The organism is Verrucosispora sp. NA02020 (assembly GCF_013364215.1).
Taxonomy (GTDB): domain Bacteria; phylum Actinomycetota; class Actinomycetes; order Mycobacteriales; family Micromonosporaceae; genus Micromonospora.
The window spans coordinates 3,874,550-3,898,917 of sequence record NZ_CP054923.1; the positions used below are offsets into that span (position 1 = coordinate 3,874,550).

Consider the following 24,368-nt stretch of genomic DNA (forward strand, 5'->3'; position numbering starts at 1 on the left):
TGGTGGTGGCCGGTGGGTCGGTGGTGCGTCCTGCGCTACGCGAGGAGGGTTCCGGGTGGATTCCTTGCCGGAGTTGACGTTCGGGCAGCGGTTGAAGGTCTATCGGGAGCGGTCCGGGAAGTCTCGGACGGTGCTGGGTGGGTTGGTGGGTCGCAGCGCCGAGTGGGTCAAGGCGGTCGAGACGGATCGGATCCTGCCGCCGCGCATTCACATGCTGGATCGGATCGCGCGAGCCTTGAAGATCGACGTGTCGGCCTTGGCAGCCGAGTTGGGTGATCGCTCTGCTGTGGTTAACGGGCCGGAGCATCCGGCGTTGGTGTCGGTCCGGGCTGCCCTGAATCATGTCGCGCTTCCCGATGACACCCCGCCGGTGTTGTTGTCGGGTCTGCGGGAGCGGCTTGCGGCGGGGTGGCGGGCGCGTCATCAGGCGGCGGATCACCGTACGGTGCTGGGCGGGTTGTTGCCGGGGTTGCTGCGGGACGGGCAGCGGGCGGTGTTGGGGTACGAGGGTGACCGGCGGCGGGAGGCGCAGGCTCTGTGGGCGGAGACGCTGGGGTTGGCGCAGATGTTCGTCGCCTATCAGCCTGCGGCCGAGTTGTTGTGGCGGGTGACGGATCGGGCGATGGTGGCGGCGCAGGAGTCCGGTGATCCGGAGGCAATTGCCCGTGCGGGGTGGTTTCTGTGTCAGGTGCATCGGGAGGCCGGTGACTGGGACACCGCGATGAGGGTGACGCTGGAGGTGCTGTCGGCGTTGGAGCCGAGGGCGGCTGACGGGAGCGCGAATCTGTTGGCGTTGTGGGGTGCGCTGAACTTCGAGGCCGCGTACACGTCTGCTCGTGCTGGTGAGGAAGGTCGTGCCTGGCGGTACTGGGACCGCGCGGACCAGGTGGCGCAGCGTCTGCCGGAGGGCTTCTACCAGCCGCAGACGTCGTTCTCGCGGGTCATCATGGGTGCTCATGCGGTGACGGTGGCGGTGGAGTTGCAGCAGTCGGGCGAGGCGGTGCGGCAGGCCCGTCGTCATGATGCGGCGGCGATTCCGTCGAGGCCGCGTCGGGCACGCCATCTGATCGAGGTCGCGCGGGCGTACTACGGCAAGGACGACAAGGAAGCGGCCGTGGCGGCGCTGCGGCAGGCGTACGAGTCGGCTCCGGAGACGATTCGGTTCAACGGGTACGCCCGTCAGATCACCATGGACCTGCTCGACGGTCCGCGTTCCACCCGGGATGCCGCCCGTGACCTGGCGGCGAAGGTCGGACTCGTCTCCTGAACCAGGGGTAGGGACCTTACCCATTCTGCCCGGCCACCGACCGTAGCTTTCCGCTCACGGGATGCGGTGGTCGGTGCGAGTCACGCCCGGCCGCCGTGTCTCCCAGCCAGAGGGCGACCGAGCCGCCCTCATGAGCGACGAGGGAGGGTACGTGCGGCGCGTCTCATACGACAGCTATCTGTCCGCCACCGCGTTGACCTTTGCCCGGCGGCATCGGCCGGTGTGGTCCTGGCAGCACTGGCGGCGTATCTGCAACTGCGGGGCTGACCTGCCGTGCCGGGCCCGGCACCGGATACCGATCAACCGAGGGCACTGGCCTCAGGCGGAGGATCAACGGTGACCAGTCACGGTCCGGTGATGCCGATCTGGAGCTGCGGCGGCTGCGACCTGCCGTGGCCGTGTCCGACGCGACGGCGGGAACTACGCGCGGAGTATGCGGATGCGCCGGTGTCGCTGGCTCTCTACCTCGGGGCCTACCTCATCCAGGCCGCCGAGGACATGCCTTGGGCACCTGCCGGCACCCTGCACCGCCGTTTCATTGGTTGGACCCGACAGCCGCCGGAAGCACCGCAACGAGGCACAGCAACCATGCCTACCGAAACCGAACGCCACCAGACCCGATGACCTCGTACGACACCCGATCCGACCTGCCTGCCGTGATCACATACCGAACGGCGGCGGATCGTGATGGCGGATTCATGTCGTAACATCGTCCTGTTTCTTTCCTGGGCGGTGCGGAGGACCGCATGGACGATGTGACCCTCCGGGCGCTGAGACTCGTCGAGGAGGCCCAGACCGGCGCCGCCGCCCCGGCGTTGGCGACCGCCGAGACGACGCTGCGCGAGGCCACCGGGGAGATCGCCGACGGTCCGGCGGCGCTGCACTTCGCCCGGGTCGTGGCGCTGACCCGGCTCGGTGAGCTGCGTGCCGCCGTGGCCGCCGCCGATCTGATGCTGGCCGCTGCGGACCGCGAGGGCAGCGCCGGCTGGCGGTCGTGCGCGCTGTCGCTGCGCGCCACCCGGCGGCTGCGCGTCGGTGACAAGGACATCTCCGAGTACGACGTGGAGACGGTGCTGCGGGACCTGGTCAGTGCCGAGACCGCCCTGCTCGTCGACGAACCCGACCCGGTGATCATGGGCAACGCGCACACCGGGATCGCCATCGGCTACGCCCAACTGCGGCTCTACGAGTTGGCCGCGCCGCAGTTCGAGGCGGCGTACGAGACGACCCGGCATCCGGACTACCCGGACAACGGCAACCGGGCCATGTGGTTGTGCAACCTCGCCGAACTCAACCTGCTGTGGGCGCTGGAGTTGTATCAGGTGGGCCAGGTCGCGGTGGCGGAGCGGCACACCACCACCGCCGAGACGCACGCGACCCGCGCGGCGGCCGAGGCGTCCGGCCCCCAGGCGCGGGTATGGCGGCTGCTGGCGCTGCTCTATGCCGCCTGCGCCCGCGCCGACCGCCAGGACCCGGCCGGCGCGGCGGCCGACATTCCCCGGTACGCGGCCCTGCTGGAGGACTCCGGTCTGCGACAACACCAGGAACTGCTGCTGTGTCGACCGTTCCACGCCGTCGCGTTGCGCCGCTCGGGGCGACCGGGTGAGGCGCTCCGGGTCATCCAGCGGGCCGTGTCCGCCCTGCCGGTCGAGACCGACTGGCTGATCTCGGCGGCCCTGCACCGGACGCACGCGGTGCTGCTGACCATCAACGGCTCGTCGGACGCCGTGCCGGGGCTCACTTACGGTGACGCGCTCGCCGAACTGCTCTGGCGGCAACGGCACCGCTGGCTGCACACGGCGATGACCATGCAGTCGTACGACGTGTTGCGCTGGCAGCACGAGCAGGCCGAACGGGCGGCGCAGACCGACCCGCTCACCGGCGTCGCCAACCGTCGGGGACTCGACGTCTTCCTGCGGACCCTGGCCGCCTCGGGCGCCCCCGCCGACCGGCTGGTGGCGGTGCTGGCGGTGGACATCGACCGGTTCAAGCACATCAACGACTCGCTCGGCCACGCGGCCGGCGACGAGGTGCTGCGGGCCGTCGCGCACGTGCTCACCGCCAGCGTCCGCAAGGGCGACTTCGTGGCCCGGCTCGGTGGCGACGAGTTCGTCGCGATCCTGCCCGACGCCGACACCGCCGACGGCACGAAGGTCGCCCGACGGGCCGTGGACGCGGTGGCCGGGATGGCGGTGTGGCGCGCCCGGGTCAGCGTCGGCGTGGCCAGCGGGCCGGTGTACGCGGTCGGCGACGCCCTCGCCCAGGCCGACCGCGCCATGTACGCGGCGAAACGCGCGGGCGGCAACCAGGCGACCTACCGTCCGGCGGCCGTCGAGCAGTGATCCGCGTACCCGTGGTCGACGGTGGCGACTACGGTGTGTGCGACGGTCGTCGACAGAGGAGGACCACGTGAAGCCCTGGCACCTCACCGCTGTGGTGATCACCGTGGCGCTGCTCGGATTCGTCGTCTGGTGCGTCATCGCCTTCCTCCAGGGCCGACGCGGCGGTCCGTCGGATCACTGACGCCGGGCCGGTCGCCGTCCGGGCACCGGGCCGCCGATGTGCTGACAGTCCGGTCGGACGCCGGGCCGCCGGTGCGGCGGGTCGGGCGCGACCGCTACCCTGCGGCGGTGGCTGACGACGCGGAACGGGTGGCGGCGTCGTTGGCGGTCCGGCTCGACGCGGTCACCTTCACCGACCTGACCGTCGACCAGGTCACCGCCCGGCTGATCGACGAGGTCGTGCGCTGGGCGGGGGAGCGGGGCTGGCGGGTCTATCGGCGCGCGCCCAGCGTGGTGCCGTTGCCGCCGCCGATGTCGGACCGGCAGTCGGTCCTGGACGTGGCATGTGCCCGACCGGACGGGCCACCGGTCGTCGTCGAGGTCGACCACGGCACCCGGCGGCGGACCTGGGACAAGCTGATCGCCGAGGCCGACGCGGGACGCGTACCGCTGTGGGTGCGGTGGGGTGCCGGCCGGTTCACCGCGCCGCCGCCGCCGATCCTGATGGTGACCTGCGAGGTGTCCGGGCGGACGGACCCGGCCGGCGCACGGCTGCACACTCGGCTGCCACGCGCCGACATGCAGCCACCGGCGCACTCCGCCGGGCGGGTCGGCGAGGCGTCCCCCGTCGAGCTGCCGCTCCCGCCGTCCGGTTCCTGAGGGCTATCCGGTCTCCGCTGCGGGCCGGATCGGGCGGTACGCCTCACAGGCCAGGGTGACCAGCTCGGTGAGGTGGGCCGGCGGGTCGTCCTTCCACCAGGCCAACCAGACCGGGATCGGCGGGGTGTCGCGGACGGCCCGGTATGCCACCCCGGGGCGGGGATTCTGGTGGGCGGTGGCCTCCGAGGTGATGCCGACCGCCTGACCGGCCGCGATCAGCGTGAGCCACTCGTCGACGCTGTGCGTGGTGCGGATGGTGCCCGGTGCCGCGCCCGACGGGAACAAGGCGGGGGTGGTGGTGCCGGTGCGGCTGTCGATGGCGACCGGATACCGGATCAGGTCGGCGAGGCGTACCGACCGCCGTCGGGCCAGCGGGTTGTCGGTGGCCACGGCGGCGTAGCGGGACTCCACCCCGAGCAGGGCGCTGTCGAAGCGGGGGTCGGTGAGCTGGCGGCGGACCACGGCGACGTCGGCGTTGCCCTCGCTGAGCCCGGCGGTCGGCGTGTTGCAGTGCACGAACACCAGCGGCACCTGCGGGTGGGCGGCGGCCCAGACGCGTTGCAGGCGACGGGTGTGCTTGCCCAACGCCGCCCAGGCGTAGCCGAGGCGCAGCTCGGCGCGGGACTCCTCGACGATCCGGTGCAGGTGGGCGACGTCGTCGAGGACCCGACGCGCGGCGGCGAGGACGCGGGTGCCGGTGCCGGTGAGCGAGACGTGCCGGGTGGTCCGCTGGAGCAGCCGGGCGCCGAGCGTGGCCTCCAGCGCGCCGATCGACCGGGAGACCGCCGCCTGGGAGACGCCCAGGACCGCCGCCGCGTCGGTGAACGTGCCGGCGTCGACCACCGCGACCAGCGTACGGAGTTGGCGGAGCTGCACATCCATACGCTCAGCGTATAGGTGACACGGTCCATGCATTTCCGGTATCAGTCGGTGCGCTCGACACTGACCTCATGACGGTGCGGACAGTGGAGCGCGACGACGTCACCCCGAGCGACGGTCGGGTGGCCGGTGTCGGCCGAGGGCCGCTGCTGCGCGGGATCGTCACGATGACCGGCAGCGCGGCGAGCAACCAGGTCGGGGCGGCCCTGGGAGCGCACGCCTTCGGTGCAATCGGGCCCGCCGGGGTGGTGGCCGTCCGGCAACTCGTCGCGGCGGCGGTGCTCCTGCCGACCGTACGCCCCGACCTGCGTCGCTTCACCTGGGCGCAGTGGTGGCCGACCCTGCTGCTCGGGCTGGTCTTCGCCACGATGAACCTCAGCCTCTACAGCGCGGTCGACCGCATCGGTCTCGGCCTGGCCGTCACCCTGGAGTTCCTCGGCCCGCTCGCGGTCGCGCTGGTCGCCTCCCGGACCCGCCGCGACCTGCTCTGCGCGGCCGGCGCCTGCCTCGGTGTCTACGTGCTGGTCCTGCCGGGCCCGGCCAGCGACCTCGTCGGGGTGGCACTGGGGCTGCTCGCGGCGGCGTGCTGGGCGTCGTACATCCTGCTCAACCGGCTCGTCGGGGCCCGGCTGCCGGGGTTGCAGGCCCCGGCCGCGGCGAGCCTGGTCTCCGCGCTGCTCGCCCTGCCGGTCGCGGTCACCCTGCTGGCCCAGGGACGCCTGGCCGGCACCGCGCTGCTGTTCGCCGTCGCCGCCGGTGTCCTCGCCTCGGTGGTGCCGTACGCCGCCGACCTCGTCGCGCTGCGCACCGTGCCGGCCCGGTTCTTCGGCGTCTTCATGAGCATCCACCCGGTGCTGGCCGCGCTCGCCGGTCTCGTGCTGCTCGGTCAGGTGCTCCGACCGCACGAGTGGCTCGGCATCGCCATGGTCGTGACGGCCAACGCGGTGGCCGTCCGGTCCGCCACCGCCTGATCCGCCACGAGCCGGTCTCGCTTCCGCCGATCGGCGTTGCCCGCACGGTGTTCCTGGAAGGGTCGACGGTGCGGGCAGCGGGCGCGAGGCGGAGGCACGGTGGGCAGGTCGGGGCAGGACCCGGAGCAGGAGGCGGGGTCGGCGACCTTCAGCCCCTCGGCGGAACTGCCGCCGCCGTCCCCGGCCGACCTCGACGTGCTGCGGCGGGTCGGCGCGCGGTGGCGGGTCGACGACACCGTACGGGCGCTGCCGGTGGACCCGCAGGCGGACGAGGTGCGGACCGCGACGGGTACGGGCCGACACAGTGTGCTGTTCGTGCCGGACGAGGCGGGTCGGCTGACCGCCACCCCCACCGTCGAACGGCAGGACACCGTCGAGGGGCGGGCGCTCGGCGGTCTGCGTCGACTCCTGCTCGGGCCGCCGCTGACCAGCGGGGCGATCCTGCGCGAGCGGATGCCGAAGTTCCTCGCGCTGCCGGTGCTCGCCTCCGACCTGCTCTCCTCGGTCGCGTACGGGCCGGAGGCGATGTTGACCGTGCTGGTCCTCGCCGGCAGCGGCGCCCTGGGGCTGTCGTTGCCGATCGCGGCGGGACTGGTGGTGCTGATGCTCGCGGTCGGCACGTCGTACCGGCAGACCGTGTACGCGTACCCGCACGGCGCCGGGTCGTACCTGGTGGCCAGCGACACCCTGGGGCCCCGCGCGGGCCTGGGCGCGGCGGCCGGTCTCGTCCTCGACTACGTGCTCACGGTCGCGGTGTCGGTGTCGGCCGGGACCGCCGCGATCACCTCGGCGCTGCCCGCGCTCGCGCCGTACCGGGTACCGTTCGCGCTGGCCGTCATCGGGCTGCTGCTGACCGGCAACCTGCGCGGCATCCGGGTCGCCGGCAACGTGTTCGCCGCACCGACCTACTTCTTCCTGGTCGCCGTGCTCGGGCTGATCGTCGTCGGGCTGGTGCGGGCCGCCGCCGACGGGTTCACCGTCGCCGCCCCACCGCCGACGCCGGCCGTGGAGGGGCTCGGGCTGCTCCTGGTGCTGCGCGCCTTCGCCTCCGGCGCGACGTCGATGACCGGCATCGAGGCGGTCTCCAACGCGGTGCCGGTCTTCCGGCCCACCGAGTGGCGCAACGCCCGTACGGTGCTGACCTGGATGGTCGGCATCCTGATCGTGATCTTCGTCGGCCTGGTGGTGCTGTTCCACCTCAACGGCCTGGTGCCCACTGCCGACCAGACGCTGCTGTCCCAACTGGCCCGGCACACCTTCCCCACCGGGCCCTGGTACGCACTCGTGCAGGCCGCCACCGCCCTCGTGCTGCTGCTGGCCGCGAACACCGCCTTCAACGACCTGCCGCGCCTGCTGTACTTCATGGCCCGCGACAGCTACGTGCCCCGCCGCTTCCTGCACCTGGGGGACCGGCTGGCGTTGAGCAACGGGCTGATCGTGCTCGCGGTCGCCGCCGCGGTGCTGCTGGTCGCGTTCGGCGGTCGGACCCACTCGCTGATCCCGCTGTACGCGGTCGGTGTCTTTCTCGCCTTCACGCTCTCCCAGACCGGGATGGTCCGCCACTGGCGGCGGCACCGCGAACGGGGCTGGCGGCGGCGCGCCACCATCAACGGCACCGGCGCGGCACTGTCGGCGCTGGTCCTGGTGACCGCCGCGGTCACGAAGTTCACCGAGGGCGCCTGGGTGGTGGTGCTCGCCGTACCGCTGCTGATCCACCTGTTCCGCCGGGTCCGCCGCCACTACGACCAGGTTCAGCAGGCCCTCGGCCTGCACGCGGTGGCGCGGACCGACGACGCGGGCCCGGCCGGGGACGAACCACCGCCGATCGTCCCGCAGCAGGTCCGGCACCTGTTCCTGGTCCCGGTGGCCCGGCTCAACCAGGCGACACTGCGCACCCTCGCCTACGTCGGCTCGCTCGGCCAACCGGCGCTCGCCCTGCACGTCAGCCCGGAGCGGACCGAGGCGGACCGGTTCCGCGCGCAGTGGGCCACCTGGGGCGACCACGTCCCGCTGGAGACGATCCTGTCACCGCACCGCGTGATCATCACGCCGCTGGCCGGGTACGTCAGCGCGCTGCGGCACAGCCGTCCCGACCTGACCCTCACCGTGGTGGTGCCCGACGTGATCGTCGAGCACCCCTGGCAGCGGCTGCTGCACTACCGCACCGAGCAGCGGCTGCGCCGGACCCTGCGACGGCACCCCGGCATCGTGGTGACCAGCATGCCCACCCACCTGAGCCGCTGAGCTACCGGCGATCAGCGGCCCACGTAGGCCGCCAGGTGCTCGCCGGTGAGGGTGGAACGGGCGGCGACCAGGTCGGCGGGGGTGCCCTCGAAGACGATCCGGCCGCCGTCGTGACCGGCACCCGGCCCGAGGTCGACGATCCAGTCGGCGTGCGCCATCACCGCCTGGTGGTGCTCCACCACGATGACCGACCGGCCGGCGTCCACCAGCCGGTCGAGCAGGCCGAGCAGGTGCGTGACGTCGGCCAGGTGCAGGCCGGTGGTCGGTTCGTCGAGGACCCAGACGCCGCCCTTGTCGCCCATGTGGGTGGCGAGCTTGAGGCGCTGCCGCTCGCCGCCGGAGAGCGTGGTGAGCGGCTGGCCGAGGCTGAGGTAGCCGAGGCCGACGTCCACCAGTCGCCCGAGGATCGTGGACGCGGCAGGCGTACGCGCCGCACCCGCGCCGAAGAACTCCCGCGCCTCGCTCACCGGCATCGCGAGCACCTCGCTGATGTCCCGACCGTCCAGCCGGTACTCCAGCACCGAGGCGTCGAACCGGCGGCCCTCGCACTCCTCGCAGGTGGTCGCCACGCCGGCCATGATCCCCAGATCGGTGTAGAGCACCCCGGCGCCGTTGCAGGCCGGGCAGGCACCCTCGGAGTTCGGGCTGAACAGCGCCGGCTTCACCCCGTTGGCCTTGGCGAACGCCTTGCGGATCGGCTCCAGCAGGCCGGTGTAGGTGGCCGGGTTGCTGCGACGCGAACCCCGGATCGGGGCCTGGTCCACCGACACCACGTCCATGCCGGGCGGGATCGAGCCGTGCACCAGCGAACTCTTGCCGGAGCCGGCCACCCCGGTCACCGCGACCAGCACGCCGAGCGGGATGTCGACGTCGACGCCGCGCAGGTTGTGCGTACTCGCACCCCGGATCTGAAGCGTGCCGGTGGGCTTGCGGACCGACTCCTTCAGGGCGACCCGGTCGTCCAGGTGCCGGCCGGTGACGGTGCCGCTGGCCCGCAACCCCTCGACGGTGCCCTCGAAACAGACCGTGCCGCCGTCCGCGCCCGCGCCGGGACCGAGATCGACCACGTGGTCGGCGATCGCGATGGTGTCCGGCTCGTGTTCCACCACGAGCACCGTGTTGCCCTTGTCCCGCAGCCGCAGCAGCAGGTCGTTCATCCGGGCGATGTCGTGCGGATGCAGCCCGGTGGTGGGCTCGTCGAAGACGTACGTGGCGTCGGTCAGCGAGGAACCCAGGTGCCGGATCATCTTGGTGCGCTGCGCCTCGCCGCCGGAGAGCGTGCCCGCCGGCCGGTCGAGCGAGAGGTAGCCCAGCCCGATCTCCACGAACGAGTCCAGGGTGTGCCCCAGCGCGGCCAGCAGCGGGGCCGCCGAGGGCTCGGACAGGCCACGGACCCACTGCGCCAGGTCGCTGATCTGCATCGCGCAGGCGTCGGCGATGCTGACACCCTCGATCTTCGAGGACCGGGCCGCCTCGCTGAGCCGGGTGCCGCCGCACTCCGGGCAGGTGGTGAACGTGACCGCCCGGTCCACGAAGGCCCGGATGTGCGGCTGGAGGGACTCCCGGTCCTTGGCCAGGAACGAGCGCTGCACCTTGGGGATCAGCCCCTCGTAGGTGAGGTTGACCCCCTCGACCTTCACCTTGGTCGGCTCCCGGTAGAGGAAGTCCTGCATCTCCTTCTTGGTGAACTTCCGGATCGGCTTGTGCGGGTCGAGGAAACCGGACTCCGCGTACGTCCGCACCGTCCACCAGCTGTCCGACTTCCAGCCGGGGATCGTGAAGGCCCCCTCGGCGATCGACTTGGAGTCGTCGTAGAGCTGGCTCAGGTCGATGTCGGAGACCGAGCCGCGCCCCTCGCAGCGCGGACACATCCCACCGGTCCGCGTGAAGGTCTGCCGCGTCGTCTTGCCGGCCCCACGCTCGACGGTGATCGTGCCGCTGGCCTTCACCGAGGCGACGTTGAAGGAGAACGCGTTGGGCGAGCCGATGTGCGGCTTCCCGAGCCGGCTGAACAGGATGCGCAGCATGGCGTTGGCGTCGGTGGCGGTGCCGACCGTGGAGCGGGGATCGGCGCCCATCCGCTGCTGGTCGATGATGATCGCGGTGGTCAGCCCGTCGAGGACGTCCACCTCGGGCCGGGCCTGCGTCGGCATGAAGCCCTGCACGAAGGTGCTGTAGGTCTCGTTGATCAGCCGCCGTGACTCGGCCGCGATGGTGTCGAACACCAGCGAGCTCTTGCCCGAGCCGGAGACCCCGGTGAACACCGTCAGACGGCGCTTGGGAAGCTCGATGCTGACGTCCGCCAGGTTGTTCTCCCGTGCGCCGTGCACCCGGATCAGGTCGTGGCTGTCGGCGACGTGCGCCGTACCCGCCTGCGAGCGGCCCTTCGGGACCGTGCTCATCGTCTCTCCCTCGGTCTCACCGGCCGTCGGCCGTCGTGCATCCCTGTCCAGGCCGTCGTGCATCCCACCCCGGCCGTCGTGCGTCGGCGCGCGGGGCGGACGGCGGCTCAGGCGATCTGCTGGATGCGGATCAGGTTGCCGGCGGGGTCGCGGACGGCGCAGTCGCGGATCCCGTACGGCTGGTCGGTCGGCTCCTGCACGACGTCGGTGTCGCCGGCCTGCAACTGCTCGAACGTGGCGTCGACGTCCCTGGTCGCCAGCACGATGCCGGCATACGTGCCCTTCGCCATCATCTCGGCGATGGTGCGACGCTCGTCCTCGGTGACGCCCGGGTCGGCGGTCGGCGGGTGCAGGACGATGGAGGTGCCGGGCTGGTCGGGTGGACCGACCGTGATCCAGCGCATCCCGCCGTACCCGACGTCGTTGCGGACCTCGAAGCCGAGCGCGTCCCGATAGAAACGCACCGCGGCGTCCGGGTCGGTCTGCGGAAGGAAACTCGCGTGAATGGTGACGTCCATGCCGGTCACGTTAGTTGCGGCTGCCTGACCTGTGCTTCTCGATTCCTGATCGGTCTGGTCACCTGCTTCGACAGGCAGGCCGGGATGCCCGCCGTCGCCTGGGCGGCCTGCCGACGGTAGACACTCGGCGGCACACCGACCAACTCGGTGAAGCGGGTGCTGAAGGTGCCCAACGAGGCGCACCCGACCGCGAAACAGACATCGGTGACGCTGAGGTCGCCGCGCCGCAGCAACGCCATGGCGCGTTCGATGCGGCGGGTCATCAGATAGCCGTACGGTGATTCGCCGTAGGCGAGGCGGAACTGGCGGCTGAGGTGCCCGGCGGACATGTTCGCCCCCCGGGCGAGCGCCTCGACGTCGAGCGGCTGGGCGTACTCGCGGTCGATCCGGTCCCGGACGCGGCGCAGTCGCGCGAGATCACGCAGGTGGGCCGCTTCGGCGGGGCTGCTGGTCACCCGCCGAATGGTGCCACGTCCCACCGACGTTGCCCAGCACCGACGGCGTCGCGAGCGCCCGCACCCACGGTGTCGGGCCGCCGGTATGGTCGGGCGGGTGTCGCGGCCTGCCGTGTCGCGCCGGAGCGGAGGGGGACGATCGTGACGGGTCCGGGTGCGGTGCCACCGGTACGCCAGTTGCGGCTGGTGGTCGAGGCCGAGGACTACGAGGCGGCGGTCCGGTTCTACCGTGACGTGCTGGGCCTGCCCGAGCAGGCGGCCTACTCCGGCGGCGACGGCGCCGAGGTGGTGATCCTGGACGCCGGCCGTGCCACGCTGGAGATCGCCAACCCGGCGCAGAAGCGGATGATCGACGACGTCGAGGTGGGCCGCCAGGTCGCACCGCGCATCCGGGTCGCGTTCGAGGTCGACGACGCGCGGGCCACCACGGACCGGTTGGTCGACGGCGGCGCCGCCGAGGTGGCCCCGCCGACGCGTACGCCCTGGCAGTCGGTCAACGCCCGCCTCGACGCGCCCGCCGACCTGCACATCACCGTCTTCGAGGAGTTGCGCACCCTCGACGAGCGCGTCGCGCTCGACGGTTTCGGCACCGACGGCGGCCCGGCACCGGTCGCGGACGGCCCGCCACCGACCCACTGACCCGCCGCTGGTCCGCCGGCCGCGCCACCGGCTCGTGGTGCCGGTGGCGCGGCCGTCCGTCAGAGGCTGCGGTTCGTCCAGCTCCAGTAGCTGCCGTTCCACCATCGGCTCCACAGGTTGCCGGCGGTGTCCCGCAGGAAGATCGCCGGCCGGGTGGAGTTCTGCGGCGCGAGCACCGCCGTGCCGGTCAGGGCGGGCCGGAACGGCGGACTCTGGTCACTCCAGTACCAGTTCGACCCGTCCCAGTAGTTGATCCACAGGCCGCCCCCGTCGGTGGCGAAGAAGGAGAACGGCGAGGTGCCGTTCACCGCGAGGGCACCGAGCGTGCCCGGGACCAGTTGCTCCGGCGGTGAACCCAGGTTGTGCCACTCCCACTGGGTACCGGTCCACCAGCGCAGCCAGGCGTTGTCGTCGCTGCCGGTGGCGAGCAGGTACGGCCGGGCGTCCGGCGCGACCTGCACCGCGCTGCGGGCACCGAACGGCGTACCCGCGTCGGTGAGCCAGACACCCGGCGGCTGGCCGAGGTCGACCCAGGGCGCGGCCGTGTCGTCGAAGCGGGTGGTCCAGAGCCGGCCGCCGTTGCCGACGGTGTAGACCTGCGGCGTGCCGTTCTCCAGCAGCACACCGACCGGGCCGGTGGCCGCGATGCCGTCGGGCGGCGAACTGATGTTCGTCCAGTTCCACACCGACCCGTTCCACCAGTTCACCCACACCGTCTCGTCGCCGTCGCTGCGGACGAAGAGGTACGGGCTGGTGTCGTTCACCGCGACGGCGGCGAAGCTCGGCCAGCTCACGAAGTTTGCCCCCGGCGGAGCGCCCTGGTTACGCCACTGCCAACTCGTCGCCGACCGCCACAGGCTCCAGACGTTCTGGTCGCTGCCGAGCACGAAGGCGTACGGGCGGCTGAAGCCGTCGACGATGGTCACGCCGATCGCCATCCGCAGAGCGACCCCCGGTGGCGTGCCCATGTTCGACCAGTTCCACTGCTCGGACTGGTCCTGCCAGTTGATCCAGAGGTTGCCGTCGGTCCCGATGACGAAGACGTACGGATACCGGTCGCCCACCGCGACCGCGCCGACGATCTGCCGGGTCATCGGAGCTGTGTTCGCGGCGGCGGCGGCGGTGAGCTGTTGCGTGCCGGTGGCGACCGGTGCCGCCGTCACCGGTGTGGCCAGCGACGCGACCCCCAGCGCGATCGCGGTCGCGACGGCCGGGAACCGGCGCGTGATGGTGCTGACTCGCATGCTGTCCTCTCGTGGCAGGAGCACTCCCCGCAGGAGTATGAACGCCGCTCGTCTATCCGCAGTAGCCGGGAAGTCGACCGGATCGCTTTCCCGACAACGGTTTGGCGGTCCCGTCCACCAGATCGGGTGACGGGTCGAGCCCGGGTCGGCGTGACCGGTACGCCGGTCGCGGAGGAGCCCGGCGCGGGGATGACCGTCGCCGCGTACACTGGCCGGCATCTGGCCGCGATGCGCGGCCCTCGCGTGAGGCGGTGATGGACATGGTGCTGGTCACCGTCCGCCGCTCGCGCCTGCGACGACGATAGTCGTCCGCTTCTCCGCGCGTTCCTCCCGTCGTGCCCGCCTTCGTGCGTGCGCGCGACGTGTCTCGTGACGATCCTGCCCATCCCCACCGGGAGTCCCCGTGACCGTGCCTTCGCTGGCCTCGTCGTTGTCCGCCGCCGTCACCACCGCCGCTGTCGCGCTGCCGGGGTTCGCCCCGCTGGTGCGCCGATCCGAGCGGGCCGACTTCCAGGTCGACGGCGCGTTGGCGGCGGCGCGGACGCTGCGGCGCAACCCTCGGGACGTGGCGGCGGAGATCGTCGCGGGCCTGCCGGTCGGTGGTCTGGTGGCCACCGCCGAGGTCGCCGGTCCGGGATTCGTCAACCTCGGCCTGACCGACGCGGCGTTGCTGTCCCAGGTCGCGGGCCGGCTCGCCGATCCCCGGCTCGGCGTCGGCACCCCCGAGGCGGGTGTCACCACCGTGGTCGACTACTCGCAGCCGAACATCGCCAAGGAGATGCACGTCGGTCACCTGCGGTCCACGATCATCGGCGACGCGCTGGTGCGGATCCTGGAGCACCTGGGCGGAACGGTGGTGCGGCGCAACCACGTCGGCGACTGGGGCACGCAGTTCGGGATGCTGATCCAGTACCGGTCCGAGCATCCCGCGCCGGTCACCGAGGACACCTCCCTGCGCGGGCTGGCCCTGCTCTACCGCCGGGCACGGGCGGCGTTCGACGCCGACCCGGCGTTCGCCGAGCGGTCCCGGCGGCGGGTGGTGGCCCTCCAGGGCGGCGACCCGGAGACGACGCGTGCCTGGCAGCAGATCGTGGCCGAGTCGACCCGCTACTTCACCGACGTCTACGACCTGCTCGGCGTACGGCTGACCGCCGCCGACGCGGTGGGGGAGAGCGCGTACAACGCCGCACTGCCCGGGGTCGCGGCCGACCTCGCCGCCCAGCGGACGGCGGTGACCAGCGACGGCGCGCTCTGCGTCTTCTTCGACGACGTGCGTGGGCCGGACGGCGAGCCGACGCCGCTGATCGTGCGCAAGCGCGACGGCGGGTTCGGGTACGCCGCCACCGACCTCGCCGCGCTGCGGCAGCGGGTCACCGAACTGCGCGCCGACCGGCTGCTGTACGTGGTCGACGCCCGGCAGGCGCTGCACTTCCGGATGGTCTTCGACACCGCGCGGCGGGCCGGCTGGCTGCCGTCCGACGTGCCCGCCGCCCACGTCGCGTTCGGCACCGTCCTCGGTCCCGACGGGCGGCCCTTCAAGACCCGGGCCGGCGACACCGTCCGCCTGGTCGACCTGCTCACCGAGGCGGTGGACCGGGCCCGCGAGGTGGTCGCCGCCAAGAACCCCGACCTGACCGACGCGGCACGCGACGAACGGGCCCGGCAGGTCGGCATCGGCGCGGTCAAGTACGCGGACCTGGCGACCAGCCGGACCCGCGACTACACCTACGACCCGGACCGGATGCTGGCGTTGACCGGCAACACCGGGGTCTACCTCCAGTACGCGCACGCCCGGGTGCGGTCCATCCTGGCCCGCGCCGACGGTGCCGACGAGACCGTGGACCCGGGCGTCGCGCTGGACCCGGCGGAACGCGCGTTGATCCTCGACCTGGACGCCTTCGCCGACGTCCTCGACGAGGTGGTGGCCGGGTACGAGCCGCACCGGCTCTGCGGACACCTGCACCGGCTGGCGCAGAGCTTCACCACCTTCTACGAGCGGTGTCCGGTGCTGCGGGCCGAGTCGCCGTACCGGGGCAACCGGTTGGCGCTGTGCCGCCTCACCGGCGACACCCTGCGTACCGGCCTGGGCCTGCTCGGCATCGACGCCCCCGAGCGGCTCTGACGCGGATGTAAGGAGGGGTCCCCTGCTATCGCCTGGTGTATAGCAGGGGACCCCTCCTTACATCCGGGTCTTCTTGACAGTGGACGAAGGGACGTCGAGACTTCGAAACAAGCCCGAAACAGTGATTCTCGCCGATCGGTTTCGCGAGGCTTGTTAGCGCTAACAGTGGATCCGATCCGGTGCGTTCGAGGAGAGTCGCCGATGCCGAGAGTCCTGGCCCGGGTGAGCGCCCTGCTCACCGCCTTCCTGTTGATGGTGTCCGCCGCGCCCGCGCCGCGCGCCGACGCCGCCGCACTCGACCCGTTCACCGGGTACCTGATGGCGCACTTCATCGGGGAGTCGGCGAACGGGGAACAGCTCTACCTCGCCCACAGCCGCGACGGGCTGACCTGGCGCGACCTGAACAACGGCGCGCCCGTCCTGCTCTCCACCATCGGCACGAGGGGCGTCCGGGACCCCGCCCTGGTCCGCTCGCCCGCCGGTGACCGCTACTGGATCGTCGCCACCGACCTGCGCATCGCCAGCGGCACCTCGTGGAGCGACGCGGCCAACCGGGGCAGCACCAACCTGGTCGTGTGGGAGTCGCGCGACCTGGTGAACTGGTCCGCGCCGTGGCTGATCAACGTCGCCGGGGCGATCCCCGGCGCCGGCAACGCCTGGGCACCCGAGGCGATCTACAACGCGGCCACCGGCGACTACGTCGTCTACTGGGCCACCAACTCCGCGCGCAACGGCGTCACCAAACACCGCATCTGGTACGTGCGGACCACCGACTTCCGCAGCTTCACCGCACCCCAGCTCTACATCGAACGCCCCGGCACCCAGGGGCTGATCGACACGCAGATCGTCGAGGTGCCGAACAGCGTCGGCGGCTACCGCTACTACCGGGCCTCCGCCGACGGGCACATCACCATCGAGGCCAGCAACTCGATCCTCGGCTCGTGGACCACCCTCGGCAACCTGTCGCACCTCGGCATCTCCAACGGCACCGGTGGCGGCAACGTGGTGGAGGGACCGATGTGGGCCCAGTTCAACGGCCGCAACGAATGGGCGCTCTGGCTCGACCAGTACGCCACCGGGCGCGGCTACATGCCGGTCACCTCGACGAACCTGGGCGGCGTCACCAACTTCCGGACCCGCACCGACTACGCCATGGGCGGCACCCGCAAGCGGCACGGCTCGATCCTCAACCTGACGGCGGCCGAGGAGAGCCGGGTGCTCGCCCGCTGGGGCACCAGCACGCCGGTCAACCGGATCCAGGCGTACACCCACCAGGACCGGTACGTGCGGCACGTCAACTACGACGTCCGCATCGACCCGAACGTCAACCCGGCCCAGGACGCCCAGTTCCGGGTGGTGCCCGGTCTGGCGAACGCCTCCGGGAACGTCTCCTTCGAGTCCGTCAACCACCCCGGGTACTACCTGCGGCACTACGGTTTCGACTTCGTGCTGGCGGCCAACGACGGCAGCTCGGTGTTCGCCGCCGACGCCACCTTCCGGCAGGTCGCCGGGCTGGGGAACTCCTCCTGGAGCTCGTTCCAGTCCTACAACTACCCCGACCGCCACATCCGGCACTACGACTACCAGTTGCGGCTCGACCAGATCGGCGACACCCAGGCGCGCAACGACGCCACCTTCCGGCTCACCTCCTGAGAGGTACGCCCGGGCGAGCCTGCCGGCTCCGGCGCCACGCGGCGCCGGAGCCGGCGCGTCGTCGACTACTCGGTGGTGGTGGTGTCACGGAAGGCGGGCGGGCTCGTACGATTGCCCCGGGATCGTGGACAGGACAGCGGGGAGGGGCCATGGGCAAGGGCATCTACGTGCAGGAACTACCGGGCATCGGCAAGCGGTACGACGTCGACCTGGGCAGCAACACCCAACGGATCTCGATCGTGGTACGCCGCGACGGCAACCGCGACCTGTACGTCTTCGCCGCCGGGGCGGACGACCCGGTGGCCGTGATCGAGATGTCCGAGGAGCAGGCCCGCAAGGTGGGCGCGCTGCTGTCCGGCACGTACTTCTCCGAGTAACCGGCGCGCCGCCCGCTCCGCTCCGTCTAGCCCGCTCCAGGAGTCCTCACCGTGCACGCTGACCTCGTGGGCTTCGGTGCCCTTGTGCTCATCGCCGGGTTGCTGGCCCGCTTCGGCCGCCGGATCAACCTGCCGACCGTGCCGTTCTTCATGCTCGCCGGCATCCTGTTCGGGCCGGGCACCCCGGGTCCCGTGCTGGTCGCCCACCCCGAGGACCTCAGCCTGCTGGCCTCCCTCGGTCTGGTGCTCCTGCTGTTCCACCTGGGTGTCGAGTTCCCGGTCGAGCAGGTGCTCGGCAGCGGCAAACGGCTGTTCGTCGCCGCCGCCGCGTACATCGCCCTGAACGTCGGCGCCGGACTCCTCTTCGGGCTCGCCCTCGGCTGGGGCGGCTACGAGGCGTTCGTGATCGCCGGGGCGCTCGGCATCTCCTCGTCGGCCATCGTCACCAAGCTGCTCATCGAGTTACGCCGGCTGGCCAACGCCGAGACACCCGTGATCCTCGGCATCATCGTGATCGAGGACCTCTTCCTCGCGCTCTATCTGGCGCTGCTGTCGCCGTTGCTCTCCGGAGCCGGGTCGGCCGGCGAACTCACGCTGCGCATCGGGCTGAGCTTCGCGTACCTGGTCCTCCTCTTCGCCGTGGCCCGGTTCGGCGCCCGCCTGGTCGGCAAGCTGATCGACAGCCACGAGGACGAGTTGCTGGCCGTCCTGATGGTCGGGCTGGTGGTGCTGGTCGCCGGCATCTCGGCCGAGATCGGCGTCTCCGACGCCATCGGCGCGCTGATGATCGGCCTGGTGGTGGCCCGCACCCCCATCCGGGAACGGGCCGAACGCCTGGTGCTGCCGCTGCGGGACGTCTTCGCGGCGGTCTTCTTCGTGGTCTTCGGCCTGAGTATCGACGTGGGCGACTTCGGCGCGGTGGCGGTGCCGGTGCTGGCGGCCGTCGCGCTGACCGTCGTGACCAACGTGCTGGCCGGCCTGATCGCCGGGCGGCTGTTCGGGCTCAACCAGCGGGGTGCCGCCAACGTCGGCCTGACGGTGCTGGGACGCGGCGAGTTCTCGCTGATCCTGGCCACCCTCGCCCTCGGTGCCGGCCTGGACGAGCGCCTCGGCCCCTTCATCGCCCTGTACGTGCTGGTGCTGGCGGTGGCGAGTCCGCTGCTCGCGGCGAACTCCCGCTACCTCGCCCGGGTCATCCCGGACCGGCTGCTGCACTCAAGTTGGCGGTACGTCCGTGAGGAGACGATGAGCACCGCCTGCACCCACCTGGACCGCATCCAGATCACCGAGAGCGACGCCGAGGCGTGCCCGCAGTGCCTGGAGACCGGTGACGACTGGGTGCAACTGCGGATGTGCCTCACCTGCGGCGCGGTCGGTTGTTGCAGCGACTCGGTCAACAACCACGCCGAGGAGCACTACCGGCAGACCGGCCACCCGTTGATCCGCTCCCTGGAGGAGGGGGAGGACTGGCGGTACTGCTACATCGACGGCGCGCTGGTCCGGGCACCGATGGGCGCCGACCGGTGAGGTGGGCGCTCAGCGTCCCGCCGGTCGGGGCGTACCGACCCGGGTGACGCCGGAGCCGTGCTCGACCAGCGGCGCGACCAGTGCGGCGAGGACTCCGCCGAGCAGCGGGAAGACGATGAACACCCAGAGTTGGCGGAGGGCGGTCCCGCCTTCGAAGATCGCCGGTCCGAAGGCCCGCGCGGGGTTCACCGCCGCCCCGGTCAGCGCCACGCCGACCAGGTTCGCCACGGCGAGGGCCATTCCGATGGCCAGGCCGGCGAAGCCGGACAGGTCGGTGCTGCGCTTGCCCACCACCAGCACCACCAGGACGAAGAGGAACGTCAGGACGGTCTCCAGCAGCATCGCGCCACCGGCGTTGATGTGGGTGCCGTAGCCGTTGGCACCCAGTACACCCGTCTGGTCGGTCACGCCGCCCCAGCGGACCAGCACCCAGAGCAGGAACGAGCCCAGCGCGGCACCGGCGAACTGGGCGATCCAGTACGCCACCGCCCCGATCGGCGAGATCTTGCCGGAGAGCAGGACGCCGAGGGTCACCGCCGGGTTCACGTGGCTGCCGGAGAGCTGACCGATGGTGTAGACCAGCGCCAGCATGACGAACCCGAAGGACAGCGCGACCACCACCACGCCACCTTCGACGCGGGCCGCGACGGCGCTGCCCACACCGAGGAACACCAGCAGGAATGTGCCGATGAACTCGGCCACGTACCGCCTGACGTCGACCATGGCGTCAGTCTCACCCACCCGGTCACCCGGCACACCCGTTTCCCCTGATCACCACTCCCACCCGGCGTGCTCCTCGTCGATCATGGAGTGGTGGTGGCCGCGAATGCGCTATACCGGTGCAAACCGCCGACCACAAGCCCATGATCGACGAGGCAGGCGCCGGGCGCGGGTCAGCCTCGGGGGAGGCGGGACCGGTCCGGGCGGTTCAGGCGTCGGTAGAGCGGTGCCAGTCGGCGGTGCAGTTCCCGGTAGTCGGCGAAGATCTCGTCGTAGGTGGCCCGGTGCGCCGGATCCGGGGTGAAGGCCCGGTCGGTCCGCATCAGGCCGGGGATGTCGGCGAAGGTGAGCATCCCGGTGCCGACCGCGCCGATCCAGCCCGCGCCCCGGGCGTTGACCGCCAGCGGCTGGGCGTCCCGCCGGATCTCCACGTCGAGCACGTCGGCGAAGATCTGGCACCACGAGTCCGACAGCGCGCCGCCGCCGGTGATCGCCATCGAGGTGACCCGCGCGCCGAGGAACCGGTCCACCGCCCCGACCAGCCAGCGGGTGTTGAGGGCGACCCCCTCGAAGACCGCCCGCAGCAGGTCGGAGCGGTTGGTGTCGAGCGAGATGTTGAGGAAGGCGGCGCGCAGGTTCGGGTCGTCGACAGGGGCGCGTTCGCCGTACAGCCAGGGGGTGTAGAGCACGCCGTTGGCGCCCGGCGGCACGGTCGGGATGATCGCGTCGAACGCGTCGAAGATGGTGCCCTCGTCCCGGCTGACGTGCCCGGCGGCGAGCAGCGGGTCGTCGTACTCGACGATCTTGTCCCGTAGCCAGGTCAGGTTGGCCCCGGCGGTGGCCTGGAGGGCGGTCATCAGGTAGCGGTCGCCGATGGCGCAGGGCACCGAGGCGATGCCCGCCGCCACGTCGGTCTTCTTGCCCGGCACGTGCGCCGCGATCCACGACGAGGTGCCGAGATACAGGTGGGGTTCGCGGTCGCCGGTGGTGCCCGCGCCGATCGCCGCCGCGGTGTTGTCGATCGCCCCGGCGACCACCTCGACCGACTCCGGCAACCCCAGGTGCGTGGCGGCGGCCGGGGTCAGCGTGCCGATCACGTCGGTGCAGGCCACGATCGGGGGCAGCTTGTCGCGGTCGATGCCGCAGTCGGCGACCAGGGCGGGGGAGTAGCGGATGTCGCCGGGCCGCCGGTTGTCGGTCACCCACGAGGTGAGGATCGAGTCGACGGTCGCCACCGTCCGCCCGGTCAACTTCAGGTTGATCCAGTCCAGCACGTTGAGGAAGGACGCGGTCCGCGCGTACACCTGCGGCATCTCGTCGCGGACCAGCAGCATGTGCGCGGCCGGGTCCTTGCCGGTGGGCGAGGGCATCCCGCCGGTGAGCCGCAGCCACCGCGCGATGCGGCGCACCGACATCCCCTGGTACGCGGGGAAGCCGCCGAACTGTCGACGCAGGTGGGGTGCGCCGCGCATGTCGAGCCAACTGATGCACGGCGTCAACGGCTCCCCGGCGGCGTCCACCGCGATGGTGCCCTCGCCCTGCGTGGAGGCGCACACCGCGCGGACCGCCCGCATCTGGTCCGGATGCGCCCGGCCCAGCTCGGCGGCGACCTCCCCGAGCGCCGTCCACCACGCCACCGGGTCCTGCTCGGCGCCGCCGCCGGGCAGCACGTGTAGCGGCACCGGCCGTTCGGCCCAGCCGGTCACGGTGCCGTCGGCGGCGACCAGGGCGGCCTTCATCCCGGACGTGCCGAGGTCGATCGCCAGGATCTGCGGTGCCGTGGCGACCACCCGCCTCAGACCCCCTCGACCTGCGCGAAGACCCGGTTGAACCGGGCCAGCGCGTCGTCGATCACCTCGTCGGTGTCGGCCAGCGAGGTGTACATCCGGGAGCCGGCCAGCGTGACGATGCCGTGCGCGGTGTACGCGGCGCCCATCTGCTCCATGAGTCGCTTGCGGGCCTTGTTCTCGCGCAGCAGCTTCACCGGGTTGCGCATGTCCAGCAGCATCACGCCGCTGCACTCCAGGTGCACGATCGACCCCTGGTTGTACGCGACGTACGGCAGGCCGTACGTGTCGATCAACCGTTGCAGACCCCGGGTCAGCCGGTCACCGGCACGGCCGGCGACCACCGGCGCGTTGGTGCGCGCCATCTCCTCGATCGCGAAGTACCCGGCCGCGCAGGAGAGCGGGTTGGCCGACAACGTGCCGCCGACCTGGATGTGCGCGCCGCTCTTGCCGTCCAGCCCGGAGCCGAAGACCGCCATCACGTCGGAGCGTCCGCCGACCCCGCCGGCCATCGGGTACCCGCCGGAGACCGCCTTGCCGAGCACCGTCAGGTCCGGGGTGACGCCGAAGTAGCCGGCGGCCCCGCCCAGCCCGAGGCGGAAGCCGGTGACCACCTCGTCGAAGACCAGCAGCGCGCCGAACTCGTCGCACAGCTCGCGGACCCCGGCGTTGAAGTCGCGGGGCGCCGGCCGGGTGCCGGACTCCGGGCCGACCGGTTCCACCACCACCGCCGCCGTGCCGCCGCGCAGCCGGTTCTCCACCAGCTTGCGCTTGAGCTGCCCGAGGTCGTGCGGGAACGCCTCCCGGGTCCGGCTGGTCGCGCCGAACGGGATGCCCTTGGCGTTCATCCGGTACGTGCCGGGCACCCGCAGCCCGTACACCATCGTGTCGGACCAGCCGTGGTACGCGCCGCCGACCTTGATCACCATCTTCTTGCCGGTGAACGCGCGGGCACCCCGGACCGCCGCCATCACCGCCTCGGTGCCGGAGCCCAGGGCGCGGTACATCTCCACGTGCGGCATGTACCGGTGGATGATCTCGGCGAGCTTGAGTTCGTACTCGTGGAACAGGCCGGTCACCGGTCCGGAGGCGCGCACCACCTCGGCCACCCGCTCGTTGACCGGGCCGTAGTTGCTGCCCAGGATCGTCGGCCCGCCGGCCTGGAGGAAGTCGATGTAGGTGTTGCCGTCCCGGTCGACCAGGTACGCCCCGTCGGCCTTCTCGACCGCCAGCGGGAACGGGTAGTTGAAGGCCAGGTTGTGCTGCACCCCGCCGGGGATGCGCAGCTTGGCCCGGTCGGTGATCTCCTTGCTGGCCCGGCACTTGGTCTCGAAGTAGTTCAGCACGTCCAGCATCGCGTCGTGGCGCAGCCCACGCAGCGGCTGGGCGGTCAGCGCCTTGAGCCGGCGCATCACGTCGTCGACGTCGGGGTACTCGCTGATGGCGTACCCGAGCCGGGCGGACTCCGCACCCGGCGCCTCGGTCTCGTCGGCGACCCGGGCGTCAGTCGCCCCGGCGTCGGCGTCGGCGGCGTTCTCGGCTCCGGCGTCGGTCCGGGTGGTCGCGGTCTGGGCGGCGGCGGTCGCGTCGGCGCTGGGCAGGTCCTCGTCGGCGGGTACCCGCAGCGGTTCGACCGCCTCGGTGATCTGCGCGGCGATCCGCTTCTCGTCGGCGCGCAGCTTGCCGAAGGCGATCTCGCGGATCGCGGTCGGGATGGTGTAGACCTTGCCCGTCTCGCTGGTCAACGCCAGCAGGTACGCGATGGAGACCTTCTCCAGCAGCGCCATGTTGAACACCGCCCGGTCCGGGTCGGTGCCGACGGCCACCACGCCGTGGTTGGCGATGATGAAAGCGTTGTCGCCACTGGCCACCTTCTTCTGCACGTTGCGGGCCAGGAAGCCGGTGCCGGACGGGGCGTAGTCGATGATCGCCACCTCCCGGCCGAGGAAGCGCACCTGCTCGTCGGTGAGCGCCGGGATCGGCTTGCGCAGGAAGGCCAGCGCCGACGCGTACGGCTGGTGGGTGTGCACGATCGCGTTGACGTCCGGGCGTTCCCGGTAGATGTTGGCGTGCATCCCGCACTCGATGGAGGGCTTGAGGTCGGCACCGGTGCCGTCGGGCACGTGCTTGCCGTCGAAGTCCACCAGGCAGATGTCCTCGACCCGCATCCGGTCGTAGTCGTAGTTGCTCGGGGTCACCGCGTACAGCCGGTGGCCGGGCACCCGCACCGAGACGTTGCCCTCGGTGGCCTTGAGATATCCCCGGGCGAGCATCGTCCGGCACATGTCGACCACGTGCTGACGGGAGAGTCGGTGCTGCACGATGCGCTCCTCGGTCGGATCGGCGGCGGGCTCCATCCTCGCCCGGACGTACAGGTCGAAGCACCGTCCCGTAGGCAGCGA

18 protein-coding genes are annotated in these 24,368 nt (G+C 71.7%); 10 read left to right on the top strand and 8 right to left on the bottom strand.

What is annotated here, in order from left to right:
* The first annotated feature begins 55 nt into the window (after window positions 1-55).
* The 3 genes from HUT12_RS16730 (at window position 56) to HUT12_RS16740 (ending at window position 4,428) form a co-directional block, all read left to right on the top strand.
* Window positions 56-1,267, top strand: coding sequence for a helix-turn-helix transcriptional regulator (locus HUT12_RS16730; protein ID WP_176093975.1), 1,212 nt, complete (start codon window positions 56-58; stop codon window positions 1,265-1,267).
* A gap of 746 nt (window positions 1,268-2,013) precedes the next feature.
* Window positions 2,014-3,609 (top strand): diguanylate cyclase, encoded by a 1,596-nt coding sequence (locus HUT12_RS16735; RefSeq protein ID WP_176093976.1) that lies wholly within the window; start codon window positions 2,014-2,016, stop codon window positions 3,607-3,609.
* 288 nt (window positions 3,610-3,897) lie between these two features.
* Entirely contained in the window at window positions 3,898-4,428 is a 531-nt protein-coding gene (locus tag HUT12_RS16740; protein WP_176093977.1) for a hypothetical protein, read from the top strand.
* Between the two features lie 3 nt (window positions 4,429-4,431).
* Here the strand turns inward: HUT12_RS16740 and HUT12_RS16745 are convergent, their stop codons facing one another.
* On the bottom strand, window positions 4,432-5,310 hold the full coding sequence (locus tag HUT12_RS16745; protein ID WP_131052590.1) for a LysR family transcriptional regulator: 879 nt from the start codon (window positions 5,308-5,310) through the stop codon (window positions 4,432-4,434).
* A gap of 68 nt (window positions 5,311-5,378) precedes the next feature.
* Here HUT12_RS16745 and HUT12_RS16750 point away from each other — a divergent pair, with 68 nt between their 5' ends.
* Window positions 5,379-6,278 carry a DMT family transporter gene (locus HUT12_RS16750; RefSeq protein ID WP_217706017.1) on the top strand — a complete coding sequence of 300 codons (900 nt, stop codon included), beginning with the start codon at window positions 5,379-5,381 and terminating at the stop codon, window positions 6,276-6,278.
* A gap of 99 nt (window positions 6,279-6,377) precedes the next feature.
* Window positions 6,378-8,522 (top strand): APC family permease, encoded by a 2,145-nt coding sequence (locus tag HUT12_RS16755; RefSeq protein WP_176093978.1) that lies wholly within the window; start codon window positions 6,378-6,380, stop codon window positions 8,520-8,522.
* A gap of 11 nt (window positions 8,523-8,533) precedes the next feature.
* On the opposite strand, the gene HUT12_RS16760 is transcribed toward HUT12_RS16755, so the two are convergent.
* The 3 genes from HUT12_RS16760 to HUT12_RS16770 all read right to left on the bottom strand — a co-directional run bounded on the left by HUT12_RS16760 (window position 8,534) and on the right by HUT12_RS16770 (window position 11,897).
* Complete coding sequence (locus tag HUT12_RS16760) at window positions 8,534-10,924, bottom strand: excinuclease ABC subunit UvrA (RefSeq protein ID WP_176093979.1); 2,391 nt, start codon at window positions 10,922-10,924, stop codon at window positions 8,534-8,536.
* 107 nt (window positions 10,925-11,031) lie between these two features.
* Complete coding sequence (locus HUT12_RS16765; protein ID WP_176093980.1) at window positions 11,032-11,442, bottom strand: VOC family protein; 411 nt, start codon at window positions 11,440-11,442, stop codon at window positions 11,032-11,034.
* 5 nt (window positions 11,443-11,447) lie between these two features.
* Entirely contained in the window at window positions 11,448-11,897 is a 450-nt protein-coding gene (locus HUT12_RS16770) for a helix-turn-helix transcriptional regulator (protein WP_131052586.1), read from the bottom strand.
* 141 nt (window positions 11,898-12,038) lie between these two features.
* On the opposite strand from HUT12_RS16770, the gene HUT12_RS16775 reads away from it, so the two are divergent.
* Entirely contained in the window at window positions 12,039-12,536 is a 498-nt protein-coding gene (locus HUT12_RS16775; RefSeq protein ID WP_254876853.1) for a VOC family protein, read from the top strand.
* 59 nt (window positions 12,537-12,595) lie between these two features.
* On the opposite strand, the gene HUT12_RS16780 is transcribed toward HUT12_RS16775, so the two are convergent.
* Window positions 12,596-13,780, bottom strand: coding sequence for a hypothetical protein (locus HUT12_RS16780; protein ID WP_176093981.1), 1,185 nt, complete (start codon window positions 13,778-13,780; stop codon window positions 12,596-12,598).
* Window positions 13,781-14,183: 403 nt separating this feature from the next.
* Between HUT12_RS16780 and argS the strand changes: the two genes are divergently transcribed.
* From argS to HUT12_RS16800, 4 genes are all read left to right on the top strand, one after another.
* Entirely contained in the window at window positions 14,184-15,902 is a 1,719-nt protein-coding gene (argS, locus tag HUT12_RS16785; RefSeq protein WP_176093982.1) for an arginine--tRNA ligase, read from the top strand.
* 201 nt (window positions 15,903-16,103) lie between these two features.
* Window positions 16,104-17,555 (top strand): glycoside hydrolase family 43 protein, encoded by a 1,452-nt coding sequence (locus HUT12_RS16790; protein WP_176093983.1) that lies wholly within the window; start codon window positions 16,104-16,106, stop codon window positions 17,553-17,555.
* Between the two features lie 149 nt (window positions 17,556-17,704).
* Complete coding sequence (locus HUT12_RS16795) at window positions 17,705-17,932, top strand: potassium transporter TrkA (protein WP_131053759.1); 228 nt, start codon at window positions 17,705-17,707, stop codon at window positions 17,930-17,932.
* Between the two features lie 51 nt (window positions 17,933-17,983).
* Window positions 17,984-19,459, top strand: coding sequence for a cation:proton antiporter (locus HUT12_RS16800; RefSeq protein ID WP_131053760.1), 1,476 nt, complete (start codon window positions 17,984-17,986; stop codon window positions 19,457-19,459).
* Window positions 19,460-19,468: 9 nt separating this feature from the next.
* Here the strand turns inward: HUT12_RS16800 and HUT12_RS16805 are convergent, their stop codons facing one another.
* The 3 genes from HUT12_RS16805 to HUT12_RS16815 form a co-directional block, all read right to left on the bottom strand.
* The gene (locus HUT12_RS16805; RefSeq protein ID WP_131053761.1) at window positions 19,469-20,182 is read right to left on the bottom strand and encodes an MIP/aquaporin family protein; all 714 of its coding nucleotides are present in this window, start codon (window positions 20,180-20,182) and stop codon (window positions 19,469-19,471) included.
* 170 nt (window positions 20,183-20,352) lie between these two features.
* Complete coding sequence (locus HUT12_RS16810) at window positions 20,353-21,969, bottom strand: FGGY-family carbohydrate kinase (protein WP_176093984.1); 1,617 nt, start codon at window positions 21,967-21,969, stop codon at window positions 20,353-20,355.
* Between the two features lie 5 nt (window positions 21,970-21,974).
* Window positions 21,975-24,287 (bottom strand): aminotransferase class III-fold pyridoxal phosphate-dependent enzyme, encoded by a 2,313-nt coding sequence (locus HUT12_RS16815; protein WP_176093985.1) that lies wholly within the window; start codon window positions 24,285-24,287, stop codon window positions 21,975-21,977.
* Between the last annotated feature and the right edge of the window lie 81 nt (window positions 24,288-24,368).